The following is a 19,507-nucleotide window of genomic DNA, read 5'->3' on the forward strand; positions in this document are numbered from 1 at the left end:
CGAGCCGGGAATACGGCGGGGCGGATATTGGTTTGAGGGTCGACGACAGGACGAACTACCGTTTTTTCCAAAGCAATTCGTGGAGACGGCACGGGCGCACGGTTCGCCCGTCGGAGAGTTGGGCAGTGGCCGGCGCCGCCCGAGGTGCTGGGCTCGGGCGGCCGACGGCTATGCCGGACGCGGTGCGGGCCGGTGCCTCACGGCTGCGCCCGGCCCTTCTTGCTGAGCCGGAAGGCGGGTGGGAACTGCTCGTCATTGCTCTTGACCGAATCGGTGAGACCCTTGTCGAGCACGGACGCGTCGAGTTCGAAATCCTCCGGATCGGGCCGCACCTGGGCTCCGAGCGACTCGATCAGGCCGGTGATCAGCGACCCCATGTATTCACCCTGAAACTGTTCGAGGACGTGGAAGAACGTCTTCTGGATGTGCACCGAATCGGTCGGTCGGGTGCGCGCGCACACCGCGGCGTAGGTGGCCACCTCGGCTTCGAGCTGGTCGCGTGGGACCACCTTGTTGACGAAGTCGCACTCGTACATCTCCTGCGCGGTGAACGGCCGGCCGGTGAACAGCATCTCCTTGAACCGGCGGGTTCCCATCGTCAGCGCCCAGGACCACATCCGCGGTCCCCATCCGGCGTAGCGAAACGCCGCGTGTCCGAACAGCGCGTCGTCGGAGGCGATGACCAGGTCGGCGTCGGCGGCCTGGTAGAAGTGCCACCCGTAGCAGTAGCCCTTGACCTCGAGGATGCTGATCTTCTGGAACTCCCGCAGGCTGCGACAACCCGACTGTGCGTTGGCGAACCAGGGGCCCAGGGATCCGCCGTGACGGAACGTCCCCTTCGGCGGGTAGGTGATCTCGTCGGCGGCGTCCTCGAGCTTGAACTCGCGCAACCGGTCTTCGGGTGACCCCTGGAGGCCGGCCATGAAGTCCGGCAGATCGACCCCGCTGCCGAAGTCGTCGCCGATCCCCCGCACGATCAGGACCTTCACGTCGTCGTCGATGTTCGCGCGATGGAGAAGCTCGGCGTACCGCAGCCGCGCGGCGACGGTCGGAGCATTGAGCCGGTCGGGCCGCGCCAGCGTGATGGTCGCGATCTTCGTCTTCGGATCCTTGTCGTAGCGGACGATCTCTTCCGCTGGGGGTGGCTCCGACATGCTTCTCCTTCGGCCGCTGCATCCGGTGGAAATGTGACTGGCACAACATACCGTGTGTCTGGCAAGATGACGCAGTATCTTCTCGACAGACACACTGTCTAGCGAAATGGCATGACGGAGGAGCGCGACCGAGGTGTCTGACACGGCAGGAACCCTGGGCCCGAAGCCGCCGACGTACGACGCCGAGTGGGTACGAGCCAAGTACCGGCTGGAACGCGACAAGCGCATCCGCCCCGAGGCGGTCGAGCAGTTCGTCGAGGTGACCGCCGACTTCTCGCACTACGCCGACGACCCCTACGTCGAGCGGGTCGAGCGCGACCCCGTCGACGATCACGTCCAGGTGCTGATCATCGGCGCCGGGCTGGGCAGCCTGATCGCCGCGGTGCGCCTTCAGCAGATCGGTGTCGACGACATCAGAATCGTCGACACCGCCGGCGATTTCGGCGGCACCTGGTACTGGAACCGCTATCCGGGCGTGCAGTGCGATATCGAGTCCTACATCTACATGCCGCTGCTCGAAGAACTGAACTACATGCCCACCGAGCGCTACGCCCACGGCAAGGAGATCCGCGAGCACCTGCAGGCCGCCGCACGCCATTTCGGGCTCTACCGCAACGCGTTGCTGCAGACCACCGTCACGGGCATGACCTGGGACGAGGACGCCAAGCAGTGGACGGTGACCACCGACCGCGGTGACTCGATCACCGCGAACCTCGTCGCGGTCTCCCCCGGCTCACTGACCCGGCCCAAGCTCCCCGGGATCCCGGGCATCAACGACTTCCGCGGGCACACCTTCCACACCAGCAGGTGGGACTACGACTACACCGGTGGGGACGAGACCGGCGGACTGACCCGGCTCGCGGACAAGCGGGTCGGCATCATCGGCACCGGCGCCACGAGCCTGCAGTGCGTCCCGCACCTGGGCCGCTGGGCGCAGAAACTCTACGTCTTCCAGCGCACCCCGAGCACCGTCGGTGAACGCGGCAATCGGCCCACCGACCCCGCGTGGGCGGCCGGCCTGAAGCCGGGATGGCAGCGCGAGCGCATGGAGAACTTCACCCGGGTCACCGCGGGCGTCGAGACCGAACTCGACCTGGTCGACGACGGTTGGACCCACAACGCCCTGGCGTTGAACGATCCCGCGGTGGCCCGCGAAACGGCTCGTCGCGGTCGGGAGATGACGCCCGAGGAGATCGAGGAGTTCCTCTACGAGACCGACTACGAGGTGATGGAACGGCTGCGCGCGCGCATCGACGACACCGTCACCGATCCCAGGACCGCGGAATCGCTGAAGCCCTGGTACAAGCTGAACTGCAAGCGGACCGGCTTTCACGACGAGTACCTGGAGACGTTCAACCGTGACAACGTCGAGCTCGTCGACACCGACGGTCGCGGGGTGGAACGCTTCACCGACAACGGCGCGGTCGTCAACGGCGTGCACTATGAGCTGGACGCGCTGGTCTTCGCGACGGGTTTCGAGGTCGGCACCTCCTACACCCGACGCCTCGGATTCGAGATCGTCGGCAGGGAGGGCGTGCGCCTCAGCGACAAATGGGCCAAGGGGATGCGCACCCTGCACGGGCTGCAGACCCACGGCTTCCCCAACTGCTTCTTCCTCGGCTACACCCAGTCCGGTGTCTCACCGAACTACACCCACACCGCCGAGGAGCGCGCAGACCATCTGGCCTACCTGATCGGCCAATGGGCCCAGCGGCACGCCACGACGATCGAGGCGACCCAGGAGGCCGAGGAAGAGTGGCTGTGCAAGATGAACGAAGCCTCGGTGGACGCGAAGGCGTTCTTCGACGACTGCACACCGAGCTACCTGAGCTCCGAGGGCGACCGCGACAACCCGCACGGCATGCTGTCGACCAACTTCGGTGGCAAACCCGTCGAGTTCTTCGACATGCTGAGTCAGTGGCGCGCCGACGGCCGGCTGGAGGGGGTGACGATCACCTGACATGGTCGACACCGCCCCCAAACTCACCATGCGGGACCGTCACCGGATCCTCACCCGCGAACACATCCTGGCGGCCTCGCTGGAGGTGTTCGCCGAGCGCGGCTACGTTGCGGTGACCATCGACGACATCGCGCGGCGCGCCGGAATCGGCAGGGCGACGTTCTACCTGCATTTCGAAAGCAAGGCCGCGGTCCTGCGCGAGCTCCGCAACACCCGGATGATGACATGGTCCGAGCAGGACGCCCCACGGGGCGGCAGGCACGGAAGACCCTCGGTCCGAGCCTTTTTCGAGAAGGTGGTCGACTTCTACACATCGGCTCCCGAGCTCTACAAGGTTCTGCACCAGGCGCGCGCGGTCGATCCGGAATTCGCCGCCGCGCACCGGGAGACGATGGAAGCCGACCTCGAAGAGTGGAGGCAACGAGGCGTCATGGAGGGCGCCGGCGATGCCGAACTCCGCCTGGCCATCGCCATGATGTACACCATGGTCGACTCCTTCATGCACCTGTGGCTGATCGACGGCTGGCCGCTGGAACGCGATGCCGCGATCGACGCGATGACCGACGCCCTGTACGCCACGATGCGCTAGCTGTGCACCCCCGAGGGCCCACCTGAGGACCCCACCTGAGGACCCCACACCTGAGGACAAGGAGGACAGATGCCCGAGAGACGGTATCTGCATCTGAACCTGGTAGCCAACGACATCAACCTGCACCAGGGCGCGCGCGGCTACGAGCAGGCGCACGCCATCCCGGATCGTGGCGCGTTCGAGCGCCTCCTGGAGTACGCGAGGTTCGGCGACGAGGGTTTGTTCACCGCGCTGTTCATCGGCGACATCCCGGGCATGCAGAGTTCCCCGGGATTCGACGGCGGGCCCGCCGAGCCCATCACGGCGCTGGCGGCGATGGCACAGCACACCCGCCATGTCGGACTCATCGCCACGGCGTCGACGACGTTCTACGACCCCTACAATCTGGCCCGGCTGCTCGCCTCGCTCGACCAGGTCTGTGATGGACGTGCCGGGTTCAACGCGGTCACCTCCGTCGGCGACAAGTTCGCGCTGAACTACAGCCTCACCCAGCATCTGGACCGTGAGGCGCGCTATCAGCGGGCCGACGAATTCCTCCATGTCGTGCGCGCGCTCTGGGAGAACCGGGAACTGCGTCAAGACCCCGATGGCCTGACGCGGTTCTACGCCGACCCGATCGACCACCGCGGCGCACTCTTTCAGGTCACCGGGCCGCTCAACGTGGCTCCCAGCCGGCAGGGTCGGCCACTCATCGCGCAGGCCGGCGGGTCGGGCCCGGGAATCAGGCTCGCCGCGAAATATGCCGAGATGGTGTTCACCAACAGCTCCACCCGCGAAGGGGCGGCCGAGTACCGGGACATGCTGGACAAGGCGCTCGTGGAGGCCGGCCGCGCGCCCGGCTCGGTCCCGGCGATACCCGGCCTCATCCCCTACCTCGGCCGCACCGCCAAGGAGGCCGAGGACACCATGCGCGACCTGGACAATTACGTGCAGTGGGAGCAGATCGCGCCGTTTGCCCTGGGCCAGTTCGGTATCGACGTTGCCTATGACGACATCAACGATCCGTTCCCGAGCGATCTACTCCCCCGTCCCGAGGACGTCGAGGCGACGATCTCGAGCGCGTTCTCCAACTACGTCAGCCTCTACACCTGGATTCGTCAGCACCCGGGTGTGACGATGCGCGACGTCGTCGCCCAGGCCGTCGGCCGCGGTGGTGCGACCCACCGCAAGTTCGTGGGTTCCTACGACGACATCGCCGACGACTTCGCCGCCTGGTTCGCCGACGGCAATGTCGGCGGCTTCAACCTGATGTTCTCCGCGGGGGCCACGTCCATTCGGGAGTTCATCGACGAGGTCGTTCCCCGGTTGATCGACCGCGGGATCTACCGCGGCACGGCCGAGGACCGTCCGCTGCGCGAGCGCTTCTGAGGATCCACGGCGGCATGGTCCCGCTTCCCTGTCCGTGGGTTGCCGGCGTCGGTCTCACGGGTATGTCTGGACCTCCCCGCCGTCGGCGAAGAGCTCGCTGCCGGTCACGAAACTGGACTGGCCGGTGGCCAGAAACAGCACCGCGGCGGCGATCTCGTCCGGGTTCGCCACGCGTGCCAGCGTGGTGCTGCCGGCCATCTGCTCGAGGAGTGCCGGCACCGACGCCTCGTCGGTCGCGATGCCGCGTAGCCCCGGGGTGTCGACCGGACCGGGAACGATGGTGTTGACCCTGATCCCCCGCGGTGCCAGCTCGGCCGCCCACACCCGGGCGAACTGGCGCAGTGCGGCCTTCGACGCGGAGTACACGCCGAATCCGGGATTTCCGCGATGTGCCGACGTCGACCCGGTCACCACGACGGCCGCGCCGGGATTGAGCAGCGGCAGCGCCTTCTGCACGGTGAACACCGTTCCCCGCACGTTGATCCCGAACGTACGGTCGAATCCCTCCGGCGTGAGCTCGTCGAGGGTGGCCAGATCGCCGCCCCCGGCGTTCGCGAACACCACGTCCAGGCCGGCGCCCCCGGCCGCCACGGCCTCGAACAGCCGATCCAGATCCTGCGGGTCGGAGACGTCGCTGCGCACCGGGACCGCTGCCGGGCCCAGCTCGCGAGCCGCGGCATCCAGTTCGGCCTGACGGCGTCCGGTGAGGTACACCCGGGCCCCCTCGGCGATGAAGCGCCGTGCCGAGGCCAGTCCGATTCCCGTGCTCGCGCCGGTGATCAGTGCGGTTTTGCCCTCAAGTTGTCCCATGATCTTCTCCTTGTGCCAATTGTAGTCTGAACGGTCAAAAACTAGTTATACACCATTCGGTCTAAAACGGGTATCCTGACGGCATGGCGCGACCGAGAACCTTCGACGAGGACACGGTGGTCAGGGCTGCCCGCGACCAGTTCCGCAGGTGCGGCTACTCGGGCACCAGCCTCGACGACCTGGTCAAGGTGACCGGACTGGCCAAGGCCAGCATCTACAACGCCTTCGGTGACAAACACGCGCTCTACATCCGCGCGTTCGACAACTACTGCACCGAGGCGGTCGAGGCGCTGGGCGCCGAACTCGGCGGGCCCGACGAGACTGCAGCGGAACGCCTGCGGCACCTCATACGGCACATGGCCGACACGACCGGCACGGCCGCGGAGCCGCCGGTGTCGTGCTTCCTGTCGAAGGCGACGGCCGAACTCGCCGCGCGTGACCCGGAAGTGGCGGGCATCGCCCAACGGGCCTTCCGGCAGATCGAAGACGTTCTGGCGTCGACCCTGTCCGCCGCCCAGCGCGCGGGCGCCGTGTCGGCCTCGCGCGATTGCCGCTCGACGGCCCGTCACATCCTCGTCGGCCTGCGCGGAATGGAGGCACTGGCCGCCGCGGGGGTCGACCGGGCCGTCCTCGCCGACGCGGCCGAGAGCATCGCGCAGCTGACGCTGAGTCCAGGGCCCTGATCGGTTCGGCCACGAACGCGGCTACCACTGCTCTCATGCAGTGCTGCAAGGGGTTTCGCGGAAGAAGCGGTGACGATCGCCTCGGTGGCCCGTCACCGCTCCGGGTGCTCCGCTGGGGTGATCCCACCGGCGTCGCCGTGGTTCTCCGTGGCCCGCCGGAGCGCAATCCTTGGACACGGCCGCGCGCAGCGTAGACAATCATGGAATGCAGGCATGTCATGTCACCGCCGTCGCGAGGTCGTTCCCGGGTTGGACCACGAGGTCGATGTCGCGGTGGCCGGCGTGACCCCCCGCATGCCGGGGCAGGGCCCCGATCCGCGCCGCCCGCTCAACGGACTCTCGGATGCGCGCGCGTTCTTTCACACCAACGCCGTGCCGCTGTACTTCATCTCGCCGACCCCGTTCAACCTGCTGGGCACCGATCAGTGGGTGCGGAATTTCTTCTACCTGAACTACTTTGACTCCTTCGAGGGCGTCCATCCACGGGTGTTCGTACCCCGGCGGCGCGACCAGAGGGATTTCACGTCCATGAAGGACGTGTGCAACCACCTGCTGTGCGATCCCGAGACACTCGAGTTCATCGCGGACCGGGGGCCGGGCGGTAAGGCCTGCTTCGTGATGTGCGACGAGCAGACCCACGCCCTGGCCGACCAGGCGGGCCTTCAGGTCATGCATCCCCCGCCCGAACTGCTCCGCCGCCTGGACTCCAAGACCGTCATGACGCGCCTGGCCGACGAGGCGGGCGTGCCGAGCGTGCCGCACGTGATGGGGCGCGCCGGATCCTACGAGGAGCTGATGGCGCTGGCGCAGGGCGCCGGGCTGGGAGACGACCTGGTGATCCAGGACGCCTACGGCGATGCCGGAAGCGGGACGTTCTTCGTGCGCGGCGAGCGTGACTGGGACCTGTGCGGCGCCGACCTCGTCAGGCAGCCCGAGGTCAAGGTCATGAAGCGCATCCGCAATGTCGAGGTGTGCCTGGAGGGTGTGGTGACCCGCCACGGCACGGTCATCGGCCCCGCCATGACGAGTCTGGTCGGGTACCCCGAGCTGACACCGGGCAGGGGCAGCTGGTGCGGTAACGACATCTGGCGCGAGGTGCTGCCGCCCGCGCAGACGCACACTGCGCGGGAGATGGTGCGAAAGCTGGGCGACATCATGGGCCGCGAGGGGTACCGCGGCTACTTCGAGGTGGACCTCCTCCACGACCTGGACTCCGACGAGCTCTACCTCGGCGAGGTGAACCCACGGTTGAGCGGCGCCAGCCCCATGACGAACCTGACCACCGAGGCCTACGCCGACATGCCGCTGTTCCTGTTCCACCTGCTGGAGTACATGGACGTGGAGTACGAGCTCGACATCGCCGAGGTCAATTCCCGCTGGGAGCGGGGCTACGGCGAGGATGAGGTCTGGGGTCAGGTGGTCATCAGCGAGACCTCACCGGACATCGAGCTCTTCACCTCGGCGCCCGAGACGGGCGTGTGGCGCCTCGACGAGGCCGGGCACATCAGCTTTGCGCGCCCCGCCAACGACTGGGATTCGGTGATCGACGAATCGGAGGCCTTCTTCATGCGGGTCGCCGCGCCGGGCGACATCCGCTGTGAGGGAGCGCAACTCGGCGTACTCGTCACCCGCGGTCATCTGCAGACCGCCGACTACCAGCTCACCGAGCACTGTCGGCGCTGGGTCAACGGCATCAAGGCGAAGTTCGCCTCCACCCCCTTGGCGCCGGCCACCCCGATCGTCTCGCGGCTCGTCGCACGAGCGTGAGCGGCGGCGAACGCGACCGCGTTCCGCCCGGCATCTCGCTGGGCAACTGGCAGTCGGCGCCGTATGCGCACTGGTCGTTCCAGCACGTCGAGGACTTCGTGCCGACCGCGGTGATCTCCCGCGGGAGCGGGCCGGTCGCGGCCCTGCCCGCCGCCGCTGTCCCGATCGCCGGGATCGCCCTGACCACCGTCGGCGGAGTGCCCACCTCCGTCGGCGCGGTGATGACCGCCACCGGCACCGACGGGTGGGCCGTGGCCCACCGCGGGTCGATGGTGGCCGAACACTACCGCGACGGCATGGGCGCCCACACGCGGCATCTGCTCTTCTCGGTGAGTAAGTCACTGGTCGCAGCCGTCACCGGCGCGCTGCACGGCGCCGGCGCGATCGAACTCGACGCACCGGTCACCGCGTTCGTTCCCGCATTGGCCGACAGCGGCTACGCGGGGGCGACGGTGCGTCACCTGCTGGACATGCGTTCGGGAATCGCCTTCTCCGATGACTACGGCGACCCGGCCGCGGAGATACACCTCCTCGACCAGGCGATGGGGTGGGCGCCCAGGAGCGGCCCGGAGGTTCCCCGCACGCTTCAGGATTTCCTGCTGACCCTGCGGCGCAAGACGGCCCACGGGGGCCCCTTCGAGTACCGCTCGTGCGATACCGACGTCCTCGGCTGGATCTGCGAGGCCGCCGGCGGCGCGAGGATGCCCGCACTGATGTCGGAGCTGGTGTGGAGCCGCATCGGCGCCCGGTGCGACGCCACCATCGGTGTCGACGCCGTCGGCACCGGAATGTTCAACGGCGGTATCAGCGCCTGCCTGACCGACATGGTCCGGTTCGGGTCGCTGTTCCTGTGCGACGGCGTCTCATTGACCGGGCAGCAGGTGGTGCCGGCCACGTGGATCGCCGACACCCTCGAGGGCGGGCCCGACTCGCGTGAGGCCTTCGCGGCCTGCCCCGAGGACACCGGTATGCCCGGCGGGATGTACCGCAACCAGGTGTGGTTTCCCTATCCGGGCAACAACGTCGTGCTGTGTCAGGGGATGTCCGGGCAGATGATCTACATCAACCGCGCCGCCGAGGTGGTGGCCGCCAAGCTGTCCACCCAGCCGCACCTGGAGGGCCCGCACATACTGCCGGACACGTTGCACGCGTTCGATGCGGTGGCACGCGAATTGGCGTCGACCGGCGGTGGGCCCGGGGCGTGACCCCCGCTGGTCAGCCGCCGTCGTCGTGGCGAAGGGGTCGTCCCCTGCTCCGGTACAGGGCGGCGTCGGCCCGTGCGTAGAGTTCGGCGACGCTGGCGTTGATCGCGGGTTGGCTGGCCGCACCCATGCTCACCTCGGGAGTGTGCAGCCGGATGTATCGCTGAAACTCGTCGACGACCGCGGGCCCATCCCCGGCGATGCAGGCCGCGAACTCGTCGCCGCCCAGCCGGGCCAGGACTGCGTGGCGCGGGGTCGCCTGTCTCCAGTGCCGGGCGTAGCTCGTGATCCGGTCGTCGCCGGCCCGGTGTCCGAAGGTGTCGTTGAGCGTCTTCAGATTGTTGATGTCGAGCGCGATGACGGTGACCGTGGCCGACCCCGCGCGGAAGCGGCTCAGCAGTTCGGCCGTGCCCAGTTCCCAGCCCGCGCGATTGAGCAGGCCCGTCATGGGGTCGGTGCAGGCCGCGGTGAACATCGCCCGCATGAGCACCCCGAAGGACTCGGCCGCTCCGATGATCGCCACGGCGATGATGAGATACGAAATGAAGCCGGTCTTCGGCGCCGGAGCGATGGCGACGGCGATCACGCACGCACCGGTGGTGGTGCCGATCAACACCCAGGCCTGGCGCGGCGGAGAGAAGGCACGCAGGTACATCGCCAGGAACATCGGGGCGATCAAGCAGACGTACTCGGCGATCATCGAGACGTGAAACGCCATCACCACGGGAGTGGCGGCGACGGCGGCCAGGGTCGGCGGGAGCAGGCGGTGCCGTTCCACCGCCAGGTAGGACAAAGCCGCCGCGCCCAGAACGACGGCGAGGATCCCGCCGGTGGGATTGCCGTAGGTGAGGTCGGGATGGATCGGAAACAGGGTGAACACGACCCCGTAGAGATAGAGGAACGTGGTGGCACCCAGGTAGATGCGCAGCAGGCGCACCCTCTCGTTGCCGAACACCCGGTAGTCGGCACCCGCGAGCGAGCTGGGGCGGTACATGCGGGTTCACCTGCCTGGGACCGACTGACATCCGGGGATGCACGAAACTGGATGCACGAAACTGGATGCACGAACTTCGATGCACGAATTTCGATGCCTTGGAGTATCGCGCGACCGCGGCCGATCGCGCAGGAAGTGCCGTGAGTCGTGCCCCAACCTCAACCGAGCGCCCCCCAGTGCGGGTGTCGCCGCGACCGGCCTCGTCCCGTCGGCCGGTGGCGAGAAATCCCCGAGGTCAGCTTCTTTCGCGTGACCACCGGGAATCCGCGGCGGCGACGGTCCGGATGACGCCGACCATGTCGAGGGCTCCGTCGCCGGCCGCCATCGCCCGACGGTAGAGGTCACGGCTGACTCTGATCAGTGGGACCGCCAGTTGTGCGTCGTCTGCCGCCGAGACGACGAGCTCGGCGTTCATCAGCACATCGGAGATCGCGGCTTGCGCAGTGAAATCGGCGTCGAGGAGCTTCGCCGACTTGGTGCGCGAGATCGGCGAGGACATCTGACCGGAATCGAGGACCGATCGCAGCATCGCGGTGTCCACGCCGAGTTCGGTGCCGAAATGGAACGTCTCGGCCAGCGCCGTGACCAGGGTGATCAGGAAGACGCTGGAGGACAGCTTCAGGGTCAGCGCCGAGGGCACCGGTCCGCACCGTGTCACCTGCGCACACAGCGGGTCCAGGATCGGCTCCACCCGGCGCAGGACATCCGGGCGCCCGGCGGTCATGGCGACAAGGCGTCCCTGCTGGGCCGGGCGTTGCGACCCGGACACCGGCGCCTCGACGTAGTCGCCCCCGGCCGCCTCGACCTCCTCGGCGAGTGCCCGCGAAAAGCGCGGCGACAGAGTGCCCATGTTGACGATCGTGCGGCCGGCCGCCAGCGACGCCAGACCGGCCGCGGTCCCCCGCAACACCTCGTCGACGGCGGTCTCATCGCGGAGCATCAGGATGACCGTCTGGCATTCCGCGAAGAGGTCGCCGATCGACGGCACCGCCCGGGCCCCCTGGGCCGCCAGCCGCGCGGCCGCGCCGGGGCTGCGGTTCCACACGGTCAGCGGCGTGCCGTGCCGGAGCAGACGCGCGGCCATGGCACTACCCATGATTCCCAGTCCGGCGAAGCCCACGCGCGCGGCCACGGGCGCGGGCTCCTCGACCAGGCGCTTGCGAAACCAATGGTGCGCGTAGGGCTCGTCGTTGAACGGAGCGACCTCCTCGTAGCCAGTCGCGCGGTAGAGGCCTATCGCCTCGTGCAACGACCGGTTGGTGTCCAGTCGCACGGCCCGGGCGCCGAGGTGTAGCGCCTCGGCCTCCGCGGCGAGCAGCAGCCTGCGGCCGATACCCAGTCCGCGGGCCTCCCCGGAGACCCACAGTCGTTTGATCTCCGCGGTGTCGTGGTCACGAAGTTTGACGCCGATGCAGCCCACCGGATGTCCCTTGAGCGTCGCGAGCAGGAACCGTCCCCGCGGCGGACTCATCTCCTCGTCGGTGGCGGCCAGCGTCGTGCTCTGGTCGAAGCCCTGCGGCAGCGAGTCGTCGAGCGTGGCGAAGTAGGCCGCCACCGCCGATCGGGCCTCGGGCGAGGCGGGGTCGGCGGGTCCGATCGTGACCGCCGAGGCGGTGAACAGGCGGCGCACGGTGGTCGCGGCACCGATCAGCTCCTCGCGCTGGCGATCGCTGAGCGGAGACAGGATCGTCGTCACCAGGTCGTCGGAGAGATCGTTGAGGACGGTCAACTCGCGGCGGCCCGCCGGCGTCAGATGCGCACGGCGCACCCGGCTGTCCGTGCCGGAGGCCGCGGTGGCCACAAGACCGTCGCGTTCGAGGGATCGCAGCAGCCGGCTGAGGTAACCGGAGTCCAGCCCGGTGCGCGCGCGCAGTTCGCGCACCTCGGCGCCGTCGGGGCCGATCTCCCAGAGCAGCCGGTCCAGTCCGAGGGATCGGTCACGGGCGAGGTACTGATCCTCGAGTGCACCGATGCGTTCGGTGACGGTGCGGTTGAACGCGCGCAGCGCGTCGATGTCCGGGCGGCCGACCATATATCTGACCTTAGTCAGATATATGGCGGGTGGCAGTCGGCTCAACCGAGCTCAGCGCACTCGCCGACGCACTCACCGACGCACTCACCGAAGCACTCACCACGGTCCGGCGCGTTGCCGAGGACGATCCGCATCGATGACCGCCCGCGATCAGACGCTGACGTGCCTGAGGCCGAGGAGTTCTGCGGCGGCCCCGAGCTCGGCCGCCCGATGTCCGGTGCACAGGGCCCAGTGGTGGCCGGTGCCCGTCGCGCTCCATTCGTCGGTCCATTCGCCGGGGTCGCGACCGAAATCCACCCGCGAGGTGGTGTTGCCGATGGCCAGCAGTGGGCCCTGCACGACGGTCCCCTCGGAGGTGATGAACGACAGCGAACCGTCGATGCCCTGTCCCACCGCGAAGGTGGTCACCGGCCCGTGCGTGACGTCGAACTCGACGCCGACCCCGTACCCGCGCTTGCCGTGGTAGACGCCCAGTCCACGCAGCAGCGGACGGCCCGACGAAATGGCGAGATGCGCGGGCCCGTCATGGCCCATCTCGACGACGTTGTCGTCGAAGTTCAGTGCCTGCAGCTCGGTGAACGAGCCGCCGGCGCCGATCCGGTCGGCGACCAGCATGGCGATCGCGGTGCGGATGTCGTACTCCCCCGCGGCCGGGATGCCGCGCGCCGTCAGCAGGGATGCGCCGAGAATCATGCCGGCGCCGAGGCGTTCGTGTATCTCGCCCTCCTGGCCACGGTGGTAGTAGGCCAGGGCGTCCAACTCGAAATCGGCTACCAGGGTGTCCAGACCGACCGACACCCGTGCCGCCCAGCGCAAGTCGTCGTCCACCACCGAGTGGTCCAGCTCGAACACCGACTGCGCCAGTTCGACGCGCTCCGCGGTCTGCTGGTCGCCGACGGCGGCGACCCGGACCCGCAGATCGTCGAACTCGAGGACCTCGACATGGCAGCCGAGCCGGCTCGACAGCAGTGTCATGTCCGTCGAGATGTCGAGCATGCCCGGATAGAGGTGGCCCATCAGCCCGACCCGCGCCGTCCGCACCGCGGCTCGTGCGGTGGCCGCCGAGAGCCACCGCCGTATCCGGCGCCAGGCGTTGTCGTCGTCGAGGTATCCCGAGACGGAACGGAAATCGATGCCGCTACGTCGAAACACGTTGGCCACCTCCGGTAGCGGACATTGGCCGCAGTATGCCAACCAGGCGCCCGTATCGGTGTTGGCGTGATCCATCGCGGTGGTGGGCTGAAGATCGATGAGCAGCACCGGCGCCTGGGTGCGCTGCGCGATGGGCAGCACCATGGATGCGGTGAGGTAGGTGGTCAGGAAGACGACCACCAGGTCACAGTCGGCGCGCCGCAACGTGTCCGCGGCCGCCGCGGACTCCCGTGGATCCGAGACGAAGCCCGCGTCGATCACCTCGCACTCGAAGCCCTCGAACCGCTGTGTCACCCGACGCACCGACTCGCGGAGCGTGGGTAGGAGCTCGGGAAACTGTGGCCAGTAGGCCCCCAGGCCGCCGGACACGAGTCCGATCCGGGTTTTCCGCGGTGTGATTCGCGCCAGGAGCGGTGCTGTCGTTCCCGGTGCCGGCGCCCGGGTCTCGGGCGTCAATGCGGTGTCCGTCACGGTGTATCTCCCTCAACCTCTCTCGACCTCGATCTGCCCCGTGCAGCCAGTGTCGGCGCTTGGCCACCACGTGCAGGGTTCTCTCTCGCCGGCCGCGGGGCGGCTGGTCCGGGCGGCCGCGCCGCCCGGCATTCCGGTGCCGCCACGACGAAAATGAAACGTTTCAATTCGTTGTGATGGGTGTCACCGTATTGCAGAGCGGATGGGGCGTCAAGCAGCCCCGCGGCCCGGGGTCAGTCAAGAAGTGAAGTCACTTCTTGACTGGTTGGGGTGCTCGCTGGTTGTCTGCGGGTATGACCGCAGCACCGGACCAGTTCGAGACGATCCTCTACTCCACGCGTGACCGGATCGCCACCATCACCCTCAACCGCCCCGAGCACCTCAACACGATCGTGCCGCCCATGCCCGACGAGGTGGAACGGGCCGTCGCGCTGGCCACCGGGGACCGCGACGTCTCGGTGATCGTGGTCCGGGGCGCGGGGCGGGCGTTCTGCGCGGGATACGACTTCGGCGGCGGGTTTCACCACTGGGATTCGTTGCTGACCACCGACGGGACATGGGACGCCGGTAAGGACTTCGACTTCGCGACCGCACCGCAGACCGCGCCGACGCAGAAGCTGGCCGCCATCTGGCGGACCAACAAGCCCGTGATCGCCCAGGTCCATGGCTGGTGCGTCGGCGGCGGAAGCGATTTCGCACTGTGCGCCGACCTGATCGTCGCCAGCGACGACGCGGTGATCGGCACCCCCTACAGCAGGATGTGGGGCGCCTATCTGTCGGGCATGTGGCTCTACCGGCTCGGGCTCACCCGGGCCAAGGAGTACGCACTGACCGGGAAGCCGCTGACCGGCGTCGAGGCCGCCGACATCGGGTTGATCAACCAGTCGGTGCCGTTCGCGGAATTGGAGGCGACGGTGTCCAACCTCGCCGAGCAGCTGGCCGGCATCCCGGTGTCGCAGCTGGCGGCGATGAAGCTGATCGTCAACCAGGCCTACGACAACATGGGGTTGGCCTCGACGCAGCGACTGGGCCCGATTCTCGACGGTCTGATGCGCAACACCGCCGAGGCGCGACGGTTCATCGACATCGCCGAGCAGCGGGGGGTCCGCGCCGCCGTGGCCGAGCGCGACGCGCCCTTCGGCGACTACAGCCAGGCCGACAAGGGGCGCCAGCCCAACCCCAACCACGTGATCATCCCCTAGCGTCGCGATGAACCCACACCGGGCCGATCAACCCCTCACGGCGAAGGGGCGGGCCACCAAGTCGCGTCTGCTCGCCGCGGCCCGCGACGCCCTGCGCGACCGGGGAACGGTGGAGATCGCCGAGGTGGCAGCCGCCGCGGGAGTGGCCCAAAGCGTCATCCACCGCTACTTCGTCAACAAGGCCGGCCTCGTCGAAGCGGTCGTCAACGATTTCTACGACAGCTATGACGAGGCAGTGTTCCTGGCGCCGCTGGCGCCGACGGCGAGCTGGTTCGAACGGGAGCAGTTGCGGATCACCCTGGAGGTCGCGTTTCTCTACGACCACCCGCTGGGGCCCCGGGTGGCGGCCGGTCTGGTGCACGAGGCCGCCGCGACCCGCATCGACGCCGAGCGTCAGCGCGCGCACGCCGCGATGGCCGCGCGCAATATCCGGCGCGGACAGCAGGCCGGCGAACTCCCGGCCCACGTCAACGCGGACCTGGCCGGCGCGGCGATCATCGGGGCGCTTCGATCGGTCCTCGCGGTGGCCCTGAGCCTGGCCGAACCCCCCTCGCGCGGGGAGGTCGCGGAGACGGTGACGCGTCTGTCGCGCGCCGTTCTCCAGGACCCGTCGACGCCCCCGTGAGGCTCCGGGAACCCCGTGTGGGGCCGCTCGGCCGAAGCCGACCATCGCGGCTGTAGCGTGACGCTCGTGAACCTCTCTCGCGTGTCCTCATCCGCCGTGCTCGCCGCCTGCGCCGCGTCGTTGGCCCTGACGCTGGGGGCGTGCGGCTCCGACACGGACACCTCCTCCGAGTCCTCCGCCACCTCCAGCGGCACGCCCTCGTCCGCGGTCGCCGCGCCGGTCACCGAGACCGCACCCACCGACAGCGGATGCCCGCCGGCCGCGCCGGCCGGCGATGTCGCGCCGGAGTGGACGTTGCAGGGTGCCACGGGCAGTGTCGCGGTCACCGGATCCACCGACACCACGGCGCCCTCCGTCAAGGTCGACACCCCGTTCAGCGTGAACGAGACCCAGGTGCACACGCTGCAGCCCGGCACCGGGCCCGTGGTCGGCGACACCGCGACGGTCTCGGTCTGCTACATGGGCGTCAACGGCCGGGACGGATCGGTCTTCGACAGCAGCTACGAGGGCGGCGCACCGGTGTCCTTCCCCCTGGAAGGGGTCATCCCCGGGTTCCAGAAGGCCATCGCGGGGCAGAAGGTCGGGTCGACGGTGGCGGTGGCGATGACCTCCGCCGACGGCTACCCCGACGGTCAGCCCGGCGCCGGGATCCAGCCGGGTGACTCGCTCATCTTCGCGATCAAGATCCTCAACGCCTCACGGTGACCCCGGGCACCCGGGCCCGGCCGGCCCCGGCCGGGCCCGGGTGATCTTTGCGACCCGCGCGACCAGCGGATCGGCGCCCCGCGCCGGGGGCCGCGCCCGCGGCTCGGAAGTGGGGTGATCAGGTTTTTGTAGGCTTTGGGTCATGCCGTATGACGACGGCGATATTTTCGCTGGTTACACCATTCAGCGGCTGCTCGGCAGTGGCGGTATGGGCGAGGTCTATCTGGCCCGCCATCCCCGTCTACCCCGGTTGGACGCGCTGAAGATCCTGTCGCTGGAAGCCACCGGCGACGGGGACTTCCGTGCCCGCTTCACCCGCGAGGCCGACCTGGCGGCGACACTGTGGCACCCGCACATCGTCGGTGTGCACGACCGGGGCGAGTTCGACGGCCGCCTGTGGATCTCGATGGACCATGTGGAAGGCACCGACGCGCGCCAGCTGCTGACCGAGCAGTACCCCACCGGAATGCCGTACGAGGATGTGTGCGAGATCGTCACCGCCGTGGCGGACGCCTTGGACTTCGCCCACGAACGCAAGCTGCTGCACCGTGACGTCAAACCGGCCAACATCCTGGTGGCCAGCCTCTCCGGCGGTGCCCGGCGCCGTGTCGTGCTCACCGACTTCGGCATCGCCCGTGCCACCGATGACGTCGACGGTCTCACCGATGTCAACGTCGCGATCGGCACCGTCAACTACGCCGCGCCCGAACAGCTGATCAGCAACCAGATGGACGGGCGCGTCGACCAGTACGCCCTGGCTGCCACGGCCTATCACCTGCTCACCGGCGTGCCGCTGTTCGAGCACACCAACCGCGTGGTGGTCGTCGGTAACCATCTCAAGACCCCGCCGCCGCGGCTGTCGGATCGCCGGCCGGATCTGGCCCACCTCGATGCCGTCATGGCCAGGGCGCTCGCCAAGGACCCGGCCGACCGCTACCCGACTTGCAGTGCGTTCGCCCGGGCCTTCGCGGGACAGCGCTGCGAGACACCCGCGGACGCCACCCCGGACACCCCAGTCGGTGCGGGGCACGCGGCCCAACCGTCCGCCGGGGCCGGGCGGGCCGACGCGTTGGGCCACACCGCCGCGTTCGACATGGCATCAGATGTGGACTCGGATGTGGCCTCAGACGTGGCCCCAGGCAGGGCCTCAGAGCTCGGCCCCGAGGCGCCCCGGCACACCCGGCGCCTGACGCGGATGTCGGCGTACGGCGCGGCGCGCGACGTGCGCAAGAAACCCTCCGGCGCGGGGGACGACCAGGAGGTGTGGACCTTCCGCCTCGAGCAACCGGGACCCACCGGCCGGCACGACTCCACGGTGGCCGTCGAGCTGCGCGGGACCTCGATCACCGGCCGGCTCGCCGACGGTGACCTTGTCGAGGTCGAGGGCATGTTCGACGGTGACACGCTGCTGGGCGAGGCCGTCCGCAACCATTCGGCGGGATCCCGCCACCGGGGCACCCGCAAGAGCCCCCACAAGAGTCTCGGGAAACGCGGTGCGCCGCAGGCGAGCACGATGCCGCCGACCGTGTCCGCGCCATCCCGGCGTCGCCCCGCGCGCCTGATCGCGATCGCCGCGGCCGTGGCGGTGGTCGTGGCGGTCGTGCTGGCGGCGGTGTTCAGCGACGGGTTCGGGCTGTGGTCACATCCGGCCGGGCCCGGTCCGATGGTCACACCGCTGCGGGCGACCGTCTTCTCCCCCGGCGGTGCCCCCGACCACCCCGACGAGGCCATGCTGGCCATCGACGGTGACCCCGACACCGCGTGGCGCAGTGACACCTACGTCGACCCGGAGCCGTTCCCGGTGTTCAAACAGGGGGTGGGGCTGATCCTGCAGCTGCCCGGGCCGACCGCGATCGGCGCGGTGACCGTCAACCTGGCCAGCACCGGCTCCGAGGTGCAGATCCGCGCCGCCGACAGCGCCGATCCGGCCGCCCTGTCCGACACCACGGCGTTGACACCCGAGGTGCCGGTACACCCGGGCGAAAACCGGATCGTCGTCGACGATCACACCAAGACCACCTACGCCCTGGTGTGGATCCCGAAGCTGGGTGACATCGACGGGCAGAGCCGCACCGAGATCTCCGAGATCACCGTCCAGGCGGCCGGCTGACCCGGACGGGGTGGCGCCGGCGCCTGCGCTGTGAGGCGGGCGCTGGCGCTAGGGCGCCGGTGCCGGGGCCGGGGGCGCGACCGGGCCCGCCGGCGGGAAGATCGGGGCGTCCGCCGCGGGCGCACCGTCGTACCAGCCCGGGGGCGGCGCCTCGCTGAGCGGGATGTAGCCGGGCGGCAGGGCCGGGCCCCCCGAGTTGGGGCCGGTGTCATAGCCCTTGCCCGGCGTCGAGGACTCCGGGGCGGTCAGTGAGGTGAATCCCGGCGGCAGCTGCGGGGCCGGTCCGGCGCCCGCGGGCGGACCCGGCGCGGTGGCCTCCGGGCCCGAGATGAACGCCTCGTAGGGATTGCCGTTGCGCGCGGCGTGCCAGAGATCCTTGAGATAGCTGAGGCCCGGTGAGCGGCCCTGGGCGGTGCCGGGATCGGCTTCGGGTACCGGTGGCTCGCCGATGGGCGGCGGGGGCAGCGGTCCCGTCGGGCCCTCGGCGGACACCACCGGCTGGCCGGGCACCGGTACCCCCGGGGTCGGCGTCGGATAGGGCTCGCCGGGATCGGCCGCCGCCACCGCGGTGCCGAGCAGTGCGCCGCCGGTGATCGCCACGCCGGCGACCAGGAATCGGGCGGCGTTGACCGACGGGGTGGCGCGCATGCGTTCGCTCATGGACTCCGGTCGTCCTCTCTGGT

The 19,507-nt window shown here is 69.1% G+C and carries 16 protein-coding genes; 10 read left to right on the plus strand and 6 right to left on the minus strand.

The window, feature by feature from the left end; all coding sequences use genetic code 11:
* Positions 1-197: 197 nt before the first annotated feature.
* Positions 198-1,154 carry an enoyl-CoA hydratase/isomerase family protein gene (locus CSR00_RS08640; RefSeq protein ID WP_099021978.1) on the minus strand — a complete coding sequence of 319 codons (957 nt, stop codon included), beginning with the start codon at positions 1,152-1,154 and terminating at the stop codon, positions 198-200.
* 133 nt (positions 1,155-1,287) lie between these two features.
* Here CSR00_RS08640 and CSR00_RS08645 point away from each other — a divergent pair, with 133 nt between their 5' ends.
* The 3 genes from CSR00_RS08645 (at position 1,288) to CSR00_RS08655 (ending at position 5,071) form a co-directional block, all read left to right on the plus strand.
* Entirely contained in the window at positions 1,288-3,114 is a 1,827-nt protein-coding gene (locus tag CSR00_RS08645; RefSeq protein WP_099021979.1) for a flavin-containing monooxygenase, read from the plus strand.
* Between the two features lies 1 nt (position 3,115).
* On the plus strand, positions 3,116-3,703 hold the full coding sequence (locus CSR00_RS08650) for a TetR/AcrR family transcriptional regulator (protein ID WP_099021980.1): 588 nt from the start codon (positions 3,116-3,118) through the stop codon (positions 3,701-3,703).
* 69 nt (positions 3,704-3,772) lie between these two features.
* On the plus strand, positions 3,773-5,071 hold the full coding sequence (locus CSR00_RS08655) for an NtaA/DmoA family FMN-dependent monooxygenase (protein WP_099021981.1): 1,299 nt from the start codon (positions 3,773-3,775) through the stop codon (positions 5,069-5,071).
* A 54-nt stretch (positions 5,072-5,125) separates the two neighbouring features.
* On the opposite strand, the gene CSR00_RS08660 is transcribed toward CSR00_RS08655, so the two are convergent.
* A complete protein-coding gene (locus tag CSR00_RS08660; RefSeq protein ID WP_099021982.1) occupies positions 5,126-5,881 on the minus strand; it encodes an SDR family NAD(P)-dependent oxidoreductase in 756 nt (251 codons plus the stop codon).
* 83 nt (positions 5,882-5,964) lie between these two features.
* Between CSR00_RS08660 and CSR00_RS08665 the strand changes: the two genes are divergently transcribed.
* From CSR00_RS08665 to CSR00_RS08675, 3 genes are all read left to right on the plus strand, one after another.
* Entirely contained in the window at positions 5,965-6,564 is a 600-nt protein-coding gene (locus tag CSR00_RS08665; protein WP_099021983.1) for a TetR/AcrR family transcriptional regulator, read from the plus strand.
* Positions 6,565-6,858: 294 nt separating this feature from the next.
* Positions 6,859-8,331, plus strand: coding sequence for a biotin carboxylase (locus CSR00_RS08670; RefSeq protein ID WP_099022012.1), 1,473 nt, complete (start codon positions 6,859-6,861; stop codon positions 8,329-8,331).
* Positions 8,328-9,536 carry a serine hydrolase domain-containing protein gene (locus CSR00_RS08675; protein WP_099021984.1) on the plus strand — a complete coding sequence of 403 codons (1,209 nt, stop codon included), beginning with the start codon at positions 8,328-8,330 and terminating at the stop codon, positions 9,534-9,536. Before CSR00_RS08670 ends, CSR00_RS08675 begins: the two co-directional genes overlap by 4 nt.
* Before the next feature lie 10 nt (positions 9,537-9,546).
* Here CSR00_RS08675 and CSR00_RS08680 read toward each other — a convergent pair whose 3' ends face one another.
* The 3 genes from CSR00_RS08680 to CSR00_RS08690 all read right to left on the minus strand — a co-directional run bounded on the left by CSR00_RS08680 (position 9,547) and on the right by CSR00_RS08690 (position 14,005).
* On the minus strand, positions 9,547-10,527 hold the full coding sequence (locus CSR00_RS08680; RefSeq protein ID WP_099021985.1) for a GGDEF domain-containing protein: 981 nt from the start codon (positions 10,525-10,527) through the stop codon (positions 9,547-9,549).
* A gap of 235 nt (positions 10,528-10,762) precedes the next feature.
* Entirely contained in the window at positions 10,763-12,559 is a 1,797-nt protein-coding gene (locus CSR00_RS08685; protein WP_099021986.1) for a GNAT family N-acetyltransferase, read from the minus strand.
* 150 nt (positions 12,560-12,709) lie between these two features.
* Complete coding sequence (locus CSR00_RS08690) at positions 12,710-14,005, minus strand: L-fucose/L-arabinose isomerase family protein (protein ID WP_245905906.1); 1,296 nt, start codon at positions 14,003-14,005, stop codon at positions 12,710-12,712.
* Between the two features lie 470 nt (positions 14,006-14,475).
* Here CSR00_RS08690 and CSR00_RS08695 point away from each other — a divergent pair, with 470 nt between their 5' ends.
* The 4 genes from CSR00_RS08695 (at position 14,476) to CSR00_RS08710 (ending at position 18,824) form a co-directional block, all read left to right on the plus strand.
* Positions 14,476-15,384 carry a crotonase/enoyl-CoA hydratase family protein gene (locus tag CSR00_RS08695; protein WP_099021987.1) on the plus strand — a complete coding sequence of 303 codons (909 nt, stop codon included), beginning with the start codon at positions 14,476-14,478 and terminating at the stop codon, positions 15,382-15,384.
* A 7-nt stretch (positions 15,385-15,391) separates the two neighbouring features.
* Positions 15,392-16,009 carry a TetR/AcrR family transcriptional regulator gene (locus CSR00_RS08700; protein WP_099021988.1) on the plus strand — a complete coding sequence of 206 codons (618 nt, stop codon included), beginning with the start codon at positions 15,392-15,394 and terminating at the stop codon, positions 16,007-16,009.
* A 66-nt stretch (positions 16,010-16,075) separates the two neighbouring features.
* Positions 16,076-16,714, plus strand: coding sequence for an FKBP-type peptidyl-prolyl cis-trans isomerase (locus CSR00_RS08705; RefSeq protein ID WP_176561966.1), 639 nt, complete (start codon positions 16,076-16,078; stop codon positions 16,712-16,714).
* Between the two features lie 142 nt (positions 16,715-16,856).
* A complete protein-coding gene (locus CSR00_RS08710) occupies positions 16,857-18,824 on the plus strand; it encodes a serine/threonine-protein kinase (protein WP_099021990.1) in 1,968 nt (655 codons plus the stop codon).
* Positions 18,825-18,872: 48 nt separating this feature from the next.
* On the opposite strand, the gene CSR00_RS08715 is transcribed toward CSR00_RS08710, so the two are convergent.
* Positions 18,873-19,484, minus strand: a complete 612-nt coding sequence (locus CSR00_RS08715; RefSeq protein WP_245905907.1) for a hypothetical protein — start codon at positions 19,482-19,484, stop codon at positions 18,873-18,875.
* Between the last annotated feature and the right edge of the window lie 23 nt (positions 19,485-19,507).

Source organism: Mycolicibacterium palauense (assembly GCF_002592005.1).
GTDB classification, from domain to species: domain Bacteria; phylum Actinomycetota; class Actinomycetes; order Mycobacteriales; family Mycobacteriaceae; genus Mycobacterium; species Mycobacterium palauense.

Coding starts and splice junctions, on each gene's coding strand:
- CSR00_RS08655 (WP_099021981.1), top strand. CDS start 3,773: ATGCCCGAGAGACGGTATCTGCATCTGAACCTGGTAGCCAACGACATC.
- CSR00_RS08700 (WP_099021988.1), top strand. CDS start 15,392: ATGAACCCACACCGGGCCGATCAACCCCTCACGGCGAAGGGGCGGGCC.
- CSR00_RS08660 (WP_099021982.1), bottom strand. CDS start 5,881: ATGGGACAACTTGAGGGCAAAACCGCACTGATCACCGGCGCGAGCACG.
- CSR00_RS08710 (WP_099021990.1), top strand. CDS start 16,857: ATGCCGTATGACGACGGCGATATTTTCGCTGGTTACACCATTCAGCGG.
- CSR00_RS08665 (WP_099021983.1), top strand. CDS start 5,965: ATGGCGCGACCGAGAACCTTCGACGAGGACACGGTGGTCAGGGCTGCC.
- CSR00_RS08695 (WP_099021987.1), top strand. CDS start 14,476: ATGACCGCAGCACCGGACCAGTTCGAGACGATCCTCTACTCCACGCGT.
- CSR00_RS08640 (WP_099021978.1), bottom strand. CDS start 1,154: ATGTCGGAGCCACCCCCAGCGGAAGAGATCGTCCGCTACGACAAGGAT.
- CSR00_RS08715 (WP_245905907.1), bottom strand. CDS start 19,484: ATGAGCGAACGCATGCGCGCCACCCCGTCGGTCAACGCCGCCCGATTC.
- CSR00_RS08685 (WP_099021986.1), bottom strand. CDS start 12,559: ATGGTCGGCCGCCCGGACATCGACGCGCTGCGCGCGTTCAACCGCACC.
- CSR00_RS08650 (WP_099021980.1), top strand. CDS start 3,116: ATGGTCGACACCGCCCCCAAACTCACCATGCGGGACCGTCACCGGATC.
- CSR00_RS08680 (WP_099021985.1), bottom strand. CDS start 10,527: ATGTACCGCCCCAGCTCGCTCGCGGGTGCCGACTACCGGGTGTTCGGC.
- CSR00_RS08670 (WP_099022012.1), top strand. CDS start 6,859: ATGCCGGGGCAGGGCCCCGATCCGCGCCGCCCGCTCAACGGACTCTCG.